General features: G+C 62.1%; 15 protein-coding genes and 1 riboswitch. Of the genes, 8 read left to right on the plus strand and 7 right to left on the minus strand.

Annotated elements, in window-relative coordinates; all coding sequences use genetic code 11:
- Positions 1-3 precede the first annotated feature (3 nt).
- Positions 4-630, minus strand: a complete 627-nt coding sequence (locus IGB42_RS03935; protein WP_159667107.1) for a YSC84-related protein — start codon at positions 628-630, stop codon at positions 4-6.
- 179 nt (positions 631-809) lie between these two features.
- On the opposite strand from IGB42_RS03935, the gene IGB42_RS03940 reads away from it, so the two are divergent.
- The 5 genes from IGB42_RS03940 to metF all read left to right on the plus strand — a co-directional run bounded on the left by IGB42_RS03940 (position 810) and on the right by metF (position 7,879).
- Positions 810-2,114 carry a hemolysin family protein gene (locus tag IGB42_RS03940; RefSeq protein ID WP_159667118.1) on the plus strand — a complete coding sequence of 435 codons (1,305 nt, stop codon included), beginning with the start codon at positions 810-812 and terminating at the stop codon, positions 2,112-2,114.
- Positions 2,115-2,151: 37 nt separating this feature from the next.
- Positions 2,152-2,254: riboswitch (S-adenosyl-L-homocysteine riboswitch) on the plus strand.
- Positions 2,255-2,303: 49 nt separating this feature from the next.
- Positions 2,304-3,722 carry an adenosylhomocysteinase gene (gene ahcY, locus IGB42_RS03945; protein ID WP_159667121.1) on the plus strand — a complete coding sequence of 473 codons (1,419 nt, stop codon included), beginning with the start codon at positions 2,304-2,306 and terminating at the stop codon, positions 3,720-3,722.
- A gap of 178 nt (positions 3,723-3,900) precedes the next feature.
- On the plus strand, positions 3,901-5,385 hold the full coding sequence (locus IGB42_RS03950; RefSeq protein WP_159667124.1) for a hypothetical protein: 1,485 nt from the start codon (positions 3,901-3,903) through the stop codon (positions 5,383-5,385).
- The gene (locus tag IGB42_RS03955; protein WP_159667127.1) at positions 5,382-6,944 is read left to right on the plus strand and encodes a GGDEF domain-containing protein; all 1,563 of its coding nucleotides are present in this window, start codon (positions 5,382-5,384) and stop codon (positions 6,942-6,944) included. The genes IGB42_RS03950 and IGB42_RS03955 overlap by 4 nt, the downstream gene beginning before the upstream one ends.
- 104 nt (positions 6,945-7,048) lie before the next feature.
- Entirely contained in the window at positions 7,049-7,879 is an 831-nt protein-coding gene (gene metF, locus IGB42_RS03960; protein ID WP_159667129.1) for a methylenetetrahydrofolate reductase [NAD(P)H], read from the plus strand.
- A 277-nt stretch (positions 7,880-8,156) separates the two neighbouring features.
- Here the strand turns inward: metF and IGB42_RS03965 are convergent, their stop codons facing one another.
- Complete coding sequence (locus IGB42_RS03965) at positions 8,157-8,930, minus strand: helix-turn-helix transcriptional regulator (RefSeq protein ID WP_159667132.1); 774 nt, start codon at positions 8,928-8,930, stop codon at positions 8,157-8,159.
- 97 nt (positions 8,931-9,027) lie between these two features.
- Here IGB42_RS03965 and IGB42_RS03970 point away from each other — a divergent pair, with 97 nt between their 5' ends.
- The gene (locus IGB42_RS03970) at positions 9,028-9,933 is read left to right on the plus strand and encodes a DMT family transporter (RefSeq protein ID WP_201799814.1); all 906 of its coding nucleotides are present in this window, start codon (positions 9,028-9,030) and stop codon (positions 9,931-9,933) included.
- Positions 9,934-10,011: 78 nt separating this feature from the next.
- Here IGB42_RS03970 and IGB42_RS03975 read toward each other — a convergent pair whose 3' ends face one another.
- From IGB42_RS03975 to IGB42_RS03995, 5 genes are all read right to left on the minus strand, one after another.
- Complete coding sequence (locus tag IGB42_RS03975) at positions 10,012-10,530, minus strand: hypothetical protein (RefSeq protein WP_174764164.1); 519 nt, start codon at positions 10,528-10,530, stop codon at positions 10,012-10,014.
- Between the two features lie 73 nt (positions 10,531-10,603).
- Positions 10,604-11,197 (minus strand): 2OG-Fe(II) oxygenase, encoded by a 594-nt coding sequence (locus tag IGB42_RS03980; protein WP_159667135.1) that lies wholly within the window; start codon positions 11,195-11,197, stop codon positions 10,604-10,606.
- Positions 11,187-13,205, minus strand: coding sequence for a site-specific recombinase (locus IGB42_RS03985; protein WP_159667138.1), 2,019 nt, complete (start codon positions 13,203-13,205; stop codon positions 11,187-11,189). Before IGB42_RS03985 ends, IGB42_RS03980 begins: the two co-directional genes overlap by 11 nt.
- Before the next feature lie 194 nt (positions 13,206-13,399).
- Positions 13,400-13,855 (minus strand): biopolymer transporter ExbD, encoded by a 456-nt coding sequence (locus tag IGB42_RS03990; protein WP_159667141.1) that lies wholly within the window; start codon positions 13,853-13,855, stop codon positions 13,400-13,402.
- Between the two features lies 1 nt (position 13,856).
- Complete coding sequence (locus IGB42_RS03995; RefSeq protein ID WP_159667144.1) at positions 13,857-14,588, minus strand: MotA/TolQ/ExbB proton channel family protein; 732 nt, start codon at positions 14,586-14,588, stop codon at positions 13,857-13,859.
- Between the two features lie 322 nt (positions 14,589-14,910).
- On the opposite strand from IGB42_RS03995, the gene IGB42_RS04000 reads away from it, so the two are divergent.
- Entirely contained in the window at positions 14,911-15,165 is a 255-nt protein-coding gene (locus IGB42_RS04000) for a hypothetical protein (protein ID WP_159667146.1), read from the plus strand.
- Positions 15,165-15,422 (plus strand): hypothetical protein, encoded by a 258-nt coding sequence (locus tag IGB42_RS04005; protein ID WP_159667148.1) that lies wholly within the window; start codon positions 15,165-15,167, stop codon positions 15,420-15,422. Before IGB42_RS04000 ends, IGB42_RS04005 begins: the two co-directional genes overlap by 1 nt.
- Positions 15,423-15,424: the final 2 nt, after the last annotated feature.

Below are 15,424 nucleotides of genomic sequence, written 5' to 3' on the forward strand. Positions count from 1 at the left end.
GGTTTACTTGCCCGAATTGAGCTTCTTGCTGACCGAGAACTTGGTACCTGCCACAGTCACTTCGGCAGTCAGGCCGTTCGCGGTGATCTGGTACGCATATACTTCCGGCGCAATCAGCGAAGCACCCGATACGGCACCGCCGCTCTTGCCGGCCTTGGCAGCAGCAGTGGCATCACCAGAGAACGCCCAGCCCGACTTGATGAACTTGTTGAACGCCTTCTCGCTGGTGAACACCAGCAGCAGGCGCGATTCCTTGGCCCCCAGGCCCAGACCGGCCTTGATCTGACCCACGGTCATGAAGGTTTCCTTGCCGTTGTGCACGGCAACGCCGTCACCACCTGCACCACCGGCAAACACCACCTGCACACCGCCGGTCTTGAAGGTGGCATAGCCTGCGGCCTTCTCGATCTGATCTTTGGCTTCCGGGTACTTGGCATACACTTCCGCCAGCGTCTTCTTGGCGTTTTCGCGGGCATCGGCACGGCGCTCGGCCGGGCTCTTTTCCTTTTCCTTGCTGGTTTCAGCCTGATTGTTGGTGCCTTCAGGATTCTGGCTTTCCGCATGAGCGGGCACGGCTACTGCAAGGGCAAAACCGAACAGACTGGCAATCAGTGTTTTTTTGGCAAACATATTGGTATCTCCTATGTGCAGGGCAGCAATCCCATGGACTCACTGTAGTCGTTCAAATAGATAAACATGGATGTCAAAATGACAAACGGCTGCGGTAAAAGTAACTGCAAGCTTTCTGCCAGCAAACATGTGTTCCGTGTATCGGTGATAATCAAGCCATCGTCACAAGAGTCTTCCCCATGAGCTTCGGCACTGCGCTGTTCGTGATGTTCCTGCTGGTTGTCCTGAGCGCATTCTTCTCGATTGCGGAGATTTCGCTGGCAGCGGCCCGCAAGTTCAAACTGCAAACCATCGCCGAAGAGGGTGAACCCAATGCATTACGGGTTATCGCATTGCAGGAAAAACCCGGCGACTTCTTTACCGTAGTACAAGTAGGTGTCAATGCGGTGGCCATTCTGGGCGGTATCGTCGGCGAAGCGGCCTTTACCCCGGCAATGACCCGCGGCTTCGAAGCGATGGGCCTGGGCGGCGATACCGCCGGCCGGCTGGGCTTTCTGGCCGCCTTCCTGCTGACCATCACGCTGTTCATCCAGTTTGCCGACCTGATTCCCAAACGCCTAGGCATGCTGATGCCGGAAAAAGCCGCCGTGCTCATCGTGCGGCCGATGCTGATCTGCACCGCCCTCCTGCGCCCGCTGGTATGGCTGTTCGACGGCATTGCCAACCAGTTCTTCCGCCTGTGCGGACTGCCGGCCGCGCGGGCCGATGCGATTACCTCGGCAGAGATCGTGGCGCTGGTCGATGCCGGCACCGAGGCCGGCACTTTCTTCCGGCAAGAACACCGCGTGATCGAAAACCTGTTCGAGCTGGGCGAGCGCTGGGTGACCTCGACCATGACGCAGCGTGATCAGGTGGTGTATTTTTCGCTGACCGAAGCGGCCGAGGCCATCCGCAGCAAGATCATTGCCGATCCGCATTCCAAATACCTGCTGTGCGAAACCGGCATCGACAGTGCCTTTGCCTATATCGATGCCAAACACCTGCTGCAACTGATGCTGGGCACCCCGCCAGCCGATTTGCTGGCCGATCTGCGGCGCATTGCGCTGCCGCTGCTGGCCGTACCCGATACGCTGTCGCTATCCGAACTGCTGGAACGCTTCAAGGAAAGCGGCGAGGATTTCGCGCTGATCGTCAACGAATACGCGCTGGTGGTAGGCGTGATCACGCTGGGCGACATCACCGGGCAATTGATGGGCGAGCTGATTGCGCCCAGCGACGACGACCAGATCGTGCAGCGCGATGCCGGCTCGTGGCTGGTGGACGGCATCACGCCGATCGAAGACCTCAAGCGCGTGCTGGAAATCGACGAGCTGCCCGATGAAGAACTGTTCGAGACCGTGGCAGGCTTCCTGATGGTGCAGCTCAAGCGGCTACCCAAGAAGGCAGAGGCCATCGACCATGCCGGTTTCCGCTTCGAAGTGGTCGATATCGACCATCACCGCATCGACCAGATCCTGGTGACACGGCTGCCGGCCGGCAACTGAACGGGCACGAAGGCGGCAAAGCCTTTATAATCCGGCGCATTCCGAGGAGCGCTGCGAGGCCCGATCAACAGATCGCCCCCAGGCTCGGACTCTCGCCCCGGCCCCACCTTGCCGGCGCGTTTCAACGGCGCTCATCTATCAACCCGTGCCGGGCGCGGGATGACGGGTGAGCCGCATCCCCCCGGCCACATGCAAAGGAAACGCACTGTGGCTGAATTCAAAGATTTCAAAGTAGCAGACATGAGCCTTGCCGCCTGGGGCCGCAAGGAACTCAACATCGCCGAAACCGAAATGCCGGGCCTGATGTCCGTGCGCGATGAATACAAGACCGAGCAACCGCTGAAAGGCGCGCGCATTGCCGGCTCGCTGCACATGACCATCCAGACCGGCGTGCTGATCGAGGCGCTGCAGGCACTGGGCGCCACCGTACGCTGGGCATCGTGCAACATCTTCTCCACGCAGGATCACGCCGCTGCCGCCATCGCCGCCACCGGCACGCCAGTGTTCGCATTCAAGGGCGAATCGCTGGAAGAATACTGGCAGTTCACGCACCAGATTTTCGAATGGCCGAATGGCGAATACGCCAACATGATCCTGGATGATGGCGGCGATGCCACGCTGCTGCTGCATCTGGGCGCGCGCGCCGAGAACGACATCAGCCTGGTCGGCAACCCGACCAACGAAGAAGAAACCGTGCTGTACGCGGCCATCAAGGCGCAGATCGCCAAAGACCCGAAGTGGTACTCCACGCGCCTGGCCGCCATCAAGGGCGTGACCGAGGAAACCACCACCGGCGTGCATCGCCTGTACCAGATGCACGAACAGGGCAAGCTGGCGTTCCCGGCAATCAACGTCAACGATTCGGTGACCAAATCCAAGTTCGACAACTTGTACGGCTGCCGCGAATCGCTGGTGGACTCCATCAAGCGCGCCACTGACGTGATGATCGCCGGCAAGGTTGCCGTGGTGCTCGGCTACGGCGACGTGGGCAAGGGTTGTGCGCAATCGCTGCGCGGCCTGGGCGCCACCGTGATGATCACCGAGGTGGACCCGATCTGCGCGTTGCAAGCCGCCATGGAAGGCTACCGCGTCGTCACCATGGACGACGTGGCCGACCAGGCAGACATCTTCGTCACCACCACCGGCAACGTCAGCGTGATCACGCATGCGCATTTGCTGCGCATGCGCAACAACGCCATCGTCTGCAACATCGGCCACTTCGATTCGGAAATCCAGATCGCCAGCCTGCGCCAGTACGAGTGGGACAACATCAAGCCGCAGGTCGACCACATCGTGTTCCCGGACGGCAAGCGCATCATCCTGCTGGCAGAAGGCCGCCTGGTGAACCTGGGCTGCGGCACCGGCCACCCCAGCTTCGTGATGTCCAACTCGTTTGCCAACCAGGTGCTGGCGCAGATCGAGCTGTTCACCAAGCTGGAGCAATACCCGGTAGGCGTGTACGTACTGCCCAAGCATCTGGACGAAATGGTTGCCCGCCTGCACCTGAAGAAGATCGGCGCCAAGCTCACCGTGCTGACCGACGAACAGGCCGCTTACATTGGCGTCAGCAAGGAAGGCCCGTACAAGCCGGCACATTACCGTTATTGATCTGCCAGCCTGTGCGGCGGCCGTTTCGACAGTCCCGTTACGCTGACAAAGAACAGGAAACACTCACGCCTTCCATGCAAGGTGTTTCCCGTATCTGACAAGGAAGCGCCGAATGGCGCTTCTTTTTTTGCCCAAGGTTTTGTAAGGTGGTTGTAGTACCTCTCCCACAAGAACCCGGATGCCGCATTCGCCACTCGCAATCGATCTGCATTTGCACCAGTTGCGCCGCAGCCTCGTTGCCGCGACGCAGCACGGGGTGGATGCAGCCTTGTCCATGCTGACGCAGGCACGCGCGCAGCAGTACGGCCATGGCATCGCAGAAGCCCAGCTGGTGCAGGCACAGGCGTTGTGGGCGGCAATGCGCTATGACGAAGGGCTGCGTGTGGTCCGGCAGGCGCAGCAGGCGGCGCGCTTTGAAGGCGCCCAGGATCTGCAGGCAGAAGCGCACCATACCGCTGCCCTGCTTTATATGGCCAAGGGCCGCTATCTGCAGGCATTTTCGGCCTGGCAACAGGCACTGGAGCTCAGCCTGATCACCCGGCAGGATGAACTGGGCATCGATGCGTTGATCGGGGTGGGCAAGCTGTGGCATATCGACGGGCAAAGCGAGCGTGCCCACGACTATCATCTGCTGGCTTACCAGCGGGCCTGCCAGCTGAAACTGGCGCTGCATGCCAGCAAGGCCGCCATCTGCCTTGCCCGGCAGCGCATCATGCTGGGCAACCACGAGCAGGCGCTGGATACGCTCTCCGAAGCCAGTGCCTTGCTGCAAGCCGATGGCGACAAGACTTGGCAGGCCGAGGTTCACAACTACCGCAGCACCGCGCTGCTGGCGCTGGGCGACGCACCGGCGGCACTGGCCGAATGCGGGAACGCCTGGTGCATTGTCGGCAATGACGATGCACTGGCCTGGGCGCAAACACTCACGCTGCTGCAACGTGCACGCGTGCTGCTGGCGGCCCGCAATGCGGATGCAGCCGCTACGGATCTCGATGCCGCCCGCGCACTGGCCACCCGCTTCGAGCTGGGTGATTTCCTGGCGCAGATCGCGCTGTGCTGGTCAGAGCTCGCCGAAGCGCAAGCCGACTGGCCCCGTGCACTGGACGAATACAAACACTATCTGGCGCATGAGCAGCATGCGTTGACGCAGCACCGCAAGGCCGAGCAACAGGCCTTGTCATCCGCACGCTTCAGCAAGCTGGCACGCAACATGGACAAGTTGGTCAGCCGCATGCTCGGCGGTCTTGCCCATGCGCCGGAAAAACGCGACGCTTCCCCCATTGTCTCCCGCCATGCATGGCAACGACAGTTGACCCGGACCGCACAAGCACCCCACGCGATGGGCATCATGCTGATCCAGTGGCCGTCGGCGGGTAGCCCGCGCCATGAACAGCAAAGGTTATTGTTGCTGGCCTCTTTCTGCTCGGATCAAGAGGTCGTCACGACGCTGGCTGACGGACTGTATGCATTGTTGCTGTGCCCGGCCCAGCCCGCGGTGCTCGCACAGCTGGGGACGGCGCTGCGGGCAATCGGCGCCCGGCTGCCCTGGGAACCGGCTCCGATGCTCATCGGGCATGCCTATGGCGAAAGGGGCATGACGGCTGATTTCCTGCTGAGCGCAGCACATCAGGCACTGGCAAGCGACCGGGTGGTCTTCACATGATTTCCAGAACGCATCCACCCACTCCGGGCGCGCTGCGCAAGGCCAGAGCTGCGCCAAAGCCGGCAAACGGCGGATCAGACGCCGAGCGGCTGCAGGCCTTGTTGCTCAAGGCTACCGCCGAGGATCAGCTGGGACGCAGCGAAGCAGCGATCGCCTCGCTGACCGAAGCACTTGCCCTGTCCGGTACCGCAGCGTTGAGCGAGGTCCGCCTCAGGCTGCTCGATCAACTGGCAGACCGGCTGTACACGGTAGGCCACTACCGCGAAGCGCTGGAACACTGGATGGCCTGCATTGCACTCGCCGTCGACCTGGGTGATATCGCCGGCTATGTACAAGCATACATGGCCGTAGGCGGGGTATTCGATGCCGCCGGCGCGCACGAGCGCGGCCTGCAGCAACACGAGCGCGCGCTGGCCTACAGCAGCGCGCTGACCGACCCGCAGATCCACGTGAACGTGCGGCTCTATCTGGCATCGGATTACGTGCACTTTGGCCGCCATGCCGAAGCACTGGAAATACTCGACGATGCCGACCGGGTCATCTCCGTCCATGATTTTGCCACTCACCGGGCAGAGACCAGCCTGCACCGCGGCATGGCGCTGCTGGCGCTGGGCAAGACACAAACCGCACTGGTCTGCTTGCGCGAAGGCGCCCGCCAGGCCGAACAGGCAAATCATCCATGGGCGCACACCATGTGCCTGATGCGGCTGGGCCAGGCCCATGACCGGCTGCGCAATCCTCACCTGGCCGAACAGGTGCTGCGCAGTGCACTGGTACTGGCAGAAAGCGGCGATTTCAAGCGGCAGCAACGCGAAATCCAGCAAACGCTGGCCATCCTGTTCGAGGAGGCCGGCAGGGCACGCGAAGCGCTGGGCGCATTGCGCGCCACGCATGCACTGGATTTGGAACTGGCGCGGCATGCGCCGGTATCGGCGCTGGAGCCCCACCTGCTCAAGCGGCTGGACAAGCTGGACACCCGGCTGCGGCTGGAATTGTCGCGCCAGGAAAACCAGCGCCTGCGTGAAACGCAGAACAGCCAGGATCAGTTGCTGCACCGGCTGCATATCGAGGCCTACCAGGATGCGCTCACCGGCCTTGCCAACCGGCGCTGGCTGGATGCGCAGCTGGCAGAAAAGCTCGGCGGCTGGCAGGGGCAGCCGCCAATCTCGCTACTGGTGCTCGACATCGACCATTTCAAGGCCATCAACGATGACTTTTCCCACCTGGTGGGCGATGCGGTACTGCGGCAGGTGAGCGAGCTGCTGCGCCAGGCATGCCGCGGGCACGATACGCCGGTGCGTTTTGGCGGCGAGGAATTCGTGGTGGTACTGGAAGGCTTGCCGCTGCACGAAGCCACGCTGGTGGCGGAGCGCATCCGCGTGCGCATCGCCAGCCACGATTGGCATGCGATCCTCGGCAACCGGCCGCTGACACTGTCTGCCGGCGTGACCGAAGCGCTGCCGGGCGACAATGCCGCCACGCTGATCATCCGCGCCGACGAAGCGCTGTACCGTGCCAAGCGCAATGGCCGCAACCGCATCGAGGCCGCCACGGCATAGCCCTCCATGAGCACGGCTCATACTCCGCTGAACACGGCCGGATGAAAGCCGGCGCTGCCAGTGATACCATCGCACGTTAACCTTATCCAGACCGAGCCGGCACCATGAGCGCGCCCACTTTCAGCTTCGAATTTTTCCCGCCCAAGACACCGGAAGGTGCGGAAAAGCTGCGCGTTACGCGCCGGCAACTCGCCCAGTTCAAACCCGAGTTCTTTTCGGTCACTTTCGGTGCCGGTGGCACCACGCAGGAAGGCACGCTGAATGCGGTACTGGAAATCCGCCAGGAAGGGTTTGCCGCCGCACCGCACCTGTCGTGCATCGGCAGCTCGCGCGCCAACATCGCCGAAATCCTGCAGCGCTATCGTGATCACGGCATCCGCCATATCGTGGCGCTGCGTGGCGACATCCCCAGCGGCATGGGCGACGTGGGCGAGTTCCGCTATGCCAACGAACTGGTCGCCTTCATCCGCGAAACGCACGGCGACTGGTTCCATATCGAGGTGGCCGCCTACCCGGAATACCACCCGCAAGCGCAAAGCGCCGAGGCAGACCTGCGCAACTTCGTGAACAAGGTCAATGCCGGCGCAAACTCGGCCATCACCCAGTATTTTTTCAATGCCGATGCGTATTTCCACTTCGTGGATGCGGTGCAGGCACGCGGCGTGAACATCCCCATCGTTCCCGGCATCATGCCGATCCAGAACTTCAACCAGTTGGCGCGCTTCTCCGACATGTGCGGCGCGGAAATCCCGCGCTGGCTGAAGCTGCGGCTGGCGTCGTTCGGCGACGATAGCGCGTCCATCCGTGCATTCGGGCTGGATTTCGTCACCGAGCTGTCGGACCGGCTACTGCAGAACGGCGCACCCGGCCTGCACTTCTACACGCTCAATGCCGCCGGCGCGGTCTCCACCGTGTGGCAGCGATTGGGCCTGTAAGGGCCTGTTGCACCCCCTTAGCCCCGATCTATGGATAACCTGCATCAGACAACCCGGCCAGCCGGGTTCTGACCGGTTTTTGACAGGGAAACAGCGGCTCTCTCCTGTTTGATTCCGCTCCCCCATCCTCGCCGCCGCGACGGCGCCTCGCTGCGCTCGTCAGTGGCACGAATAGCCGCTTTGCAAGCAGATACCCAAGTACATGACAGGCTCCAAGCTGCGGTTGGTTCGCTGCAAGAGCCGCCAGGCCGTTTTTTTCATTCGCGCTGCTGCCGCATCAACGATGGCTTTGCCGGTATTGCTCCGGCGTGGTGCCGGCCAGCCGCTGGAACATGGCGATGAATGCGGATGCAGTGCTATAGCCCAGCTCGAACGCGATCTCTTGCACGGTATGCCCCGCTTCCAGCGCTTCGATTGCCCGCAAAAAGCGCAGCCGCTGGCGCCATTCGCCCAGGCTCATGCCCAGCTCACGCCTGCATTGCCGCGCCAGCGTGCGTTCGGTCATGTGGATGGAATCAGCCAGCGCGGCCTGCGTGCGTGCGTCGCCGGGTGCCTGCTGCAGTACCTGCAACAAGCCGGCCAGTGCCGGTGATGTCGCCATGGGCAGGTAAAGCGTTTCCGCCGCCGCTTGCGTCAGCTGGTCAACCAGCACCTGCGCGAGGCGTTGATCGGCAGCGGTGCGCGGGATGGCTACATCACGTGTGGCAAAATCGGCCAGCACCGCGCGCAGCAGGTCGCTGATCACCAGCGTGCACGGCGCAGCCGGCAAATCCGCACACAGTACCGTGGCCAGGTACACCGAGCGATATATCAGTGCATGACGGTTGTAACTGCTGTGCAGCGCATCAGGCGGCACCCAAACAGCGTATTGCGGCGGCGAGATGAAGCGCTGCCCGTCGATATCGAGTTGCATCACGCCGTGCGACACATAATTGAGCTGGCCCCAGTCGTGGCGATGTGGTGCGTAATGCGTATCGGCGGCAAATTCGTCGTAACGCAGGTAAACCGGGCAAGGCAGCGCGGTAAAACCCAGATCGTGCAGGCGTTGCATGAGATGTCCGTAATCCGCCGTGTAATGTCGCAAATTCATTATATGCGGCATAAAAGACAGGTGGACAATGGCTGTATCGATCCGAACCTCAAAAAATATGCTGCAATACCTGTACCCGCTGCTGGCCGTGCTGATCTGGTCGGGCAATACCGTCGTCAACAAGCTGGCAGCCGGCAGTATCTACCCGGCAGAGATCGGCTTTTATCGCTGGCTGCTGGCGGGCTTGCTGTTCACGCCGTTCATGTTGCGCCCGGCATGGCGCAACCGGCAGGCCATCCGCCCGCATGTGCTGAAGATCTCCGCACTGGGCGCGCTGGGCATGGCGGTGTACCAGAGCCTGGCCTACTACGCGGCGCACCGCACCTCTGCCATCAATATGGGCATCGTGCTCGCGCTGATGCCGTTGATGACGCTGGCCCTGTCCATACCGCTGCTGGGCCAGCGCCCCGGCTTGCCCGCGCTGTTGGGCGGCGTGGTATCGCTGCCGGGCGTGCTGGTGGTGATTTCCAGCGGCCATCCGGCCAGTGTTGCCACGCACGGCATGGGCAGCGGCGATGCGATGATGCTGATCGCCACGCTGGCGTATGCGATCTACAGCGTGCTGCTCAAGCGCTGGCAGCTGAAACTGCCTGCACTGCAGCTGCTGTACCTGCAGATCATTGTTGCGGTGCTGCTGCTGTTGCCGCTCTACCTGGCCTCACCCAAGGCTGGGTTGACGCCGGCCAACATGCCGTTGATCGCCTTTGCCGGCGTGTTTGCATCGATGCTGGCACCACTGGCGTGGATGCGTGGCGTGGCAGCGCTCGGCCCCAGCCGCATGACGCTGTTTTTCAACCTGTTGCCGCTGTTCACCGCACTGATCGCCGCCGGCGTACTGGGCGAGCCGCTGGCGCGCTATCACCTGGCTGGCGGGGCACTCACGCTGGTGGGCGTGCTGCTGACCGAACGGGGGCAAAACAAACCGGCAACGGTGCCGCCAGCGGCGTGTAAAAACACGGCCTGATCCCCCTCCAGCAAGCACAAACGAGCGCAAAAAAACGCCGGCACAGGCCGGCGTTTTGCATGGGGGTGCAGACAGCAATCAGAAGCTGCTGCTGGTCACCGTATTGGTCTTCCTGGCACTCGGAGTGGGGGCCATGTCGCAACGGCTGGCCGGGGCCACGCGGCTGGTCTGGCCGTCGGAAATTACATCCACGCACTGCCCCAACTGGAACGGCACATCCGCTTCCTGCACCACCACCACACGCTGACCGTCGTTCAAGCGCACGGTCAACTCGAACGCATCAGAGCTGTTGACGTTCTTCTCGATGCTGTTGCCAATCATGCCGCCCAGCAATGCGCCGAGAATGCCACTGATGATCTGGCCATTGCCGCCACCGATATGCGCGCCGGCTGCAATGCCGCCGATGGCGCCGCCGGCTGCCGCACCGATACCGGTGGGGTTCTGCATCTTCACACTACGGATGTTGTCGACCAGGCCGGACTGCACCGTCGCCAGGCGGCGCATCTGGTCCTTGCTGTAGACGTTGGCAGAGTCGCTGGCACAGCCAGCCATCAGGGCGCCGGCAAGAACTGCCGCGATCAGGCTGGAATGTTTCATGATCATGCTCCGAAAACACTTGGGGGATAATGATGATGCTACGCTTCCCGCGTGCAGAATGCAGTAACCAAAGTCACACTTTGCGTCTGCGCAGCCAGCCGGTCAGCGACCAGCGTTCACGCCGGGCCGGCAGCACCTCGTGTTCGAAGCGATCCGACATGAATACCACCAGCTTGCCGGCCTGCGGCAGGATGTCCTGATGGCTGCCATCATCCAGGTACAGCCTCAACTCACCGCCGTTTTCCGGCTGCCAATCGGCATTCAGGTACAGCACGATGGTGACCACGCGCGTGTCCTGGTTGCGGTGCTGATCGATATGCCGTGAGTAGAAGCTGCCTTCCGGGTAGACCGCCAGATGGCATTCGAGTTCTGCCAGCCCCAGGTAAAGGTCGCGATTGAGCATCTCGCGCACCGCATCGAGGCGCTGCAGCGCCAGCTGGTCTGCGGCTTCCTCGTTATCCAGCCACAGCACTTCATCGCTGCGGATGGCGGCATTGAGCTGGTGCAGTCCTTCGCGCCCGATGCCCGCGCGGCTGAAATTATCGCGCCGCTCCCGGGCATGCGCGAGCAGCGCTGCGGCTTCCGTATCAGACAGAAAGCCCTCCACCGTCACCCAGCCGGGGCCGGCCAGGCCATCGGCGATCGCGTTGAATACGTCAGCGTGCATCCTGTATTTCCTCCTGGACCACGGGCGTTTTCGGTGGCACGAAGAATTCGCCCGGGTGCGTAAAGAAACGGCGGAACAGCTTGCCCGCCAATGGCCGTGCGCTGCGGAAAGTCAGCCGGCGCGCGCGCAGCGCCACCCACAATGCCAGCGTGAAGCTGACCGCCAGATTGGTCAGGCCGATCAGCGCGATACCGATCGCGGAGGTCAGCACGATCCGCCAGTCCAGCGCAAAGTTGTAGGTCACTTCAGCGTAGGACAGATACGCGGACGAGAAAGTGATATGCCGTATGTCCACCGGCAAGCCCAGCAAGGTGCCGATGGTGCCGATCACGCCCAGCATCATGCCGAAGTAGAAGTTACCGGCCAGCGCGCCCAGGTTGTTCTCGATATAGCGCGCAATGCGGAAGGTACGCTGCGTGCCCAGCAAGCGGTTCAGCCACGGCAATGCGGCGATGCGTTGCGGAATCTGGTTGTAGATCGCCTTGTTGTCGTAATAGCCGGAAATCAGCCCGGACAGGAACAGGCAGATGCCGGCAATGGCCGCGTGGAACAACGCCAGGCTGGCCAGCGGGTTGAGATCATGCAGCAGATGATCGGCCTTGGCCTTGTCGATCACCGGCTCGCCAACGCCATACTGCCAGGCCATGGCAATCAGCAGTGCCACCGGCATGGCCACGATCACGTTGCCGAGGATGGCCACGAACTGGGTGCGGCCCACCGTGACGATCAGATCGGCCAGCTTGTCGAGCTGCAGCGACTTTTTCACCTGCTTGCTGCCATGCTGGATGGCGCCGGCAATGCGCGCCGCTGTCATTGCCGGCTGCTTGGTGGCCACCGTGCAATGCAGCATGTGGATCAGCATGAAGCCGAATGCATAATTGAGGCCGAAGGCCAGCGCCTCCAGCAGCATGGGCAGGTGCGCCTTGCCGATCAGCAGCTTGATCAGCGCCATGAAGCCGACCACCACGCCCGCGCCCGCAGCCGAGCGGAACATGGCCATCCATTCGCTGCGACTTTCGGCAATGTAGTGCTCACCGGTGTGGCTGGCATGCTCGGTCACTTGCAGCGCCAGCAGCTCGGTGTTCTCGGCGAACACGTCGCGCAGCGTATAGCGGCGGTTTTCCGCCCGCACGAAAGTGATGACGGTGTCGATCAACAGCTCGGCTTTCTCGGACGATGGCGGCGGATCAAGCAACAGCAACACGGTGCGCAAGCGGTCAATATGCTGACTGATGCGCAACACGTGGTAAGTCAGGCTGACCGATACGCCGTTTCTGGAGGCATTCCTGCGCACGCGGCTGATAAATTCTTCGCACTGGTCCAACAGCACCAGAATGGGCTTGACGTCTTCATCCGGCAGGCGCTTTTCGATCATGTCGCGCCGGTACCCCTCGATATAGGCCAGCGTCTCGACATTCTGGCGCACGAAGGGCGATTCGAAACGGTCACCATCCGGGTGGTTCTGGATGATCTCCGGCTCGACGCCGATTGCAGAGAGCCGGCACGACAGCACCTGTGCGGCCTCCAGCGCCTGCATGCGCGTGAGGTTGATGCTCTCCTGATCGGTTTCTTCCTCGAAATGCATTGCGCGGCCAAGATCGATCCAGGCTTCGCGCGGCACCATTTCCAGCCAGACATAATCGTCCTTGCGATGAAAGATCGCGCCGAACAGGTCCTTGAGCGAATGGGGATTGAACACCGGCGGCAGCAGGCGGTGGCCGATACGCTTGACCAGTGCACTGTAGAAGCTTTCATTCGAAAACACGCCGGTATCGGTGTACAGCCGCACCTGGCGGCGCGTGGACAGGATATGCAGCAAATGGTGGCGCAACGAGGCGCGGTACGCGGCATGCGTTTCAAGCAGATAGGCCAGCGCCTGTACGCCGTTGGTAGCGGCCTGACTGTCATCGGTGGCGCGAGGGCGGACTGCATCGACCAGATCACGCAGCAGGTCAAATGCGCGTGCCTCCCGGCTCGCCGTGGTCATCTCGCGCAGGATGGCTTCCATTCGTACTCCTTGTCATTGCGGGTCGGCCCGGCATCCGTGCGGACGCAACTCGGGCAGCTTTACATGCGGCAAGCATGCCGCATGGCGGCCGGAGCGTCGAGGCAGGATTGCCGGCAAGCAGCCGGGGCGGGCAAAAAAAAGGCCATCCGGAGGATGGCCTGATTGACGTCCAGAAAAATCGGACTGCGCAGGTGCTACTTGGCCGGCTGTGCTTCCGGTGCCAGACCGGTCATCTGGCCGGATGGATCGGTGACGAAACCGATGCGGCCCAGGCCCGAGCGCTGTGCCATCGCCATGGTTTGCGCCACCAGCTCGTAGCGGGTGGCACGATCGGCGGACAGGTGCAGCTCGGGCTGCGGTTGCAGCGGCGCGGCCGACTTGAAGCGGGTTTCCAGCGTGGCCTCGTCGATCTGCTTGCCATCAAGCCAGCGCTGGCCGGCGGCATCGATCGATACCGCGAGGGCGGCCGGTTTCTTCTGATCAGGCGGCGTGGCGGCGGCGCGTGGCAGATCCAGTTTCACCTGGTTGGCCAGCACCGGCATGGTGATCATGAAGATGATCAGCAAAACCAGCATGACGTCGACCAGCGGCGTCATGTTGATTTCGTTCATGACGTCATCGCCGCCTTCATCCAGCGTGCCGAAGGCCATGTCAGCGCCCCCCGACCACGTTCAGCGTGGGTGCCGGCGATGGCTGGTGGCCGCCAACGCGGGCACCGGTCACGAAGTAGGCGTGCAGATCGTGCGCAAAGCGGTTGAGCTGCGCCAAAACCGCCTTGTTGCCGCGGCTGAGCGCGTTGTAGCCCAGTACTGCCGGGATGGCCACAGCCAGGCCGAACGCGGTCATGATCAGCGCCTCGCCCACCGGGCCGGCTACCTTGTCGATGCCGGCCTGGCCGGATACGCCGATGCTGACCAGCGCGTGATAGATGCCCCACACGGTGCCGAACAGCCCCACGAACGGCGCGGTGGAACCCACCGACGCAAGTATGGCCATGCCCGACGACATCACTTGCGATGCATCGTCGATGGTGCGGCGCAGGTTGCTGGTCACCCAGTCGCTGACATTCAGCGCGCCATGCAGGTCCGACTTGTTCTGTGCATGGTGGGCCACCGAATCAGCGCCTTCCTCGGCCAGGCTGCGGAACGGGTTGTCGTTCTTGGTATCCCCCAGCGTGGCGAGGCCGGCGGCGAAATCACGCTGGTGCCAGAAATCGTGGCTAGCGGCGCGCGCCTGCTTGCGCAGCTTCACCAGACGCCAGGCCTTGAGTGCGATCACGCACCAGGAAGCAATCGACATGATCAGCAGCAGTGCAGCAACGCCACGCGTGACGATATCGCCCTGTGCCCACATTGCCGCGATGCCGTAAGGATTATGTTCCATCGATGTGTTCCACCGCGCCAGGCGCGCCCGATAAATTTTGAAGGCTTACATTTTAATGCGAATCGTTATCAATTAACAAGACGAGTTGGTTCTGATCAGGATGAACGGCACATTTCGCTCCAAAATACATACCATAATGCATGTAAAAAGCAAACATCTGACTAAGGTGCAACCCTGAGTTACAAATGATAATGATTCGTGTTAACTTGAAAAATCACCCGTTCTGCCCGTCTCCAAGGTTTTTGCCGCCCCGCTTTTCGAGCGGTAATCGCAGCAATGCCCATCGGGCAAGACCATTCATCTAGATAGCAAGGGCAGTGCCGTGACCGTGTTGGCCATTTTCTTTTCCGTACTGAGCGCCAGTTGCTTTTACCTGGCAGCCAGCCAGCAACGTGTGCTGGCAGTACGCTGGAAGCGTGGCCGCATTACCGGCCTGATCATGCTGTTGCCGGCACTGGCCTGCTGGCTGACCGCACAGGGTAGCAGCGCGGGCATTGCCGGGTTTCTGGCGGTGATGATGCTGTGCTGGGTGCTGCTGCCGGCCGCCACATTGCTGCCGCGCCGGGCCAGCCGCTGATGTGGACCAAATTCACCGCCGGTGCGTTGCTGGGCTTCCCGCTGGCGGTGGCGCTGACCGGCCTGCTGATCTGGCTATGGCCGGGCGTGTGGATCAGCGCACTGATCGTGGGCCTGCTGTTCTTCGTGCCGCTGTGGATCACCGCGATGACCACCAGCGTGTTGTTCCCGCGCCGCCGTGATGCCTGGCTGACGCTGGCCGGCCTTAACCTGATTGCCTACGCACTGCTGTTTGCCGCCAAACAGTGGGCCATCTAGAT

This window comes from Andreprevotia sp. IGB-42 (assembly GCF_009848685.1).
Classification (GTDB): Bacteria; Pseudomonadota; Gammaproteobacteria; order Burkholderiales; family Chitinibacteraceae; genus Andreprevotia.

Coding starts and splice junctions, on each gene's coding strand:
- IGB42_RS03970 (WP_201799814.1), top strand. CDS start 9,028: ATGCTGCAATACCTGTACCCGCTGCTGGCCGTGCTGATCTGGTCGGGC.
- IGB42_RS03955 (WP_159667127.1), top strand. CDS start 5,382: ATGATTTCCAGAACGCATCCACCCACTCCGGGCGCGCTGCGCAAGGCC.
- ahcY (WP_159667121.1), top strand. CDS start 2,304: ATGCAAAGGAAACGCACTGTGGCTGAATTCAAAGATTTCAAAGTAGCA.
- IGB42_RS03995 (WP_159667144.1), bottom strand. CDS start 14,588: ATGGAACATAATCCTTACGGCATCGCGGCAATGTGGGCACAGGGCGAT.
- IGB42_RS03935 (WP_159667107.1), bottom strand. CDS start 630: ATGTTTGCCAAAAAAACACTGATTGCCAGTCTGTTCGGTTTTGCCCTT.
- IGB42_RS04005 (WP_159667148.1), top strand. CDS start 15,165: ATGTGGACCAAATTCACCGCCGGTGCGTTGCTGGGCTTCCCGCTGGCG.
- IGB42_RS03975 (WP_174764164.1), bottom strand. CDS start 10,530: ATGAAACATTCCAGCCTGATCGCGGCAGTTCTTGCCGGCGCCCTGATG.
- IGB42_RS03990 (WP_159667141.1), bottom strand. CDS start 13,855: ATGGCCTTCGGCACGCTGGATGAAGGCGGCGATGACGTCATGAACGAA.
- metF (WP_159667129.1), top strand. CDS start 7,049: ATGAGCGCGCCCACTTTCAGCTTCGAATTTTTCCCGCCCAAGACACCG.
- IGB42_RS03940 (WP_159667118.1), top strand. CDS start 810: ATGAGCTTCGGCACTGCGCTGTTCGTGATGTTCCTGCTGGTTGTCCTG.
- IGB42_RS03980 (WP_159667135.1), bottom strand. CDS start 11,197: ATGCACGCTGACGTATTCAACGCGATCGCCGATGGCCTGGCCGGCCCC.
- IGB42_RS03985 (WP_159667138.1), bottom strand. CDS start 13,205: ATGGAAGCCATCCTGCGCGAGATGACCACGGCGAGCCGGGAGGCACGC.
- IGB42_RS03965 (WP_159667132.1), bottom strand. CDS start 8,930: ATGCAACGCCTGCACGATCTGGGTTTTACCGCGCTGCCTTGCCCGGTT.
- IGB42_RS03950 (WP_159667124.1), top strand. CDS start 3,901: ATGCCGCATTCGCCACTCGCAATCGATCTGCATTTGCACCAGTTGCGC.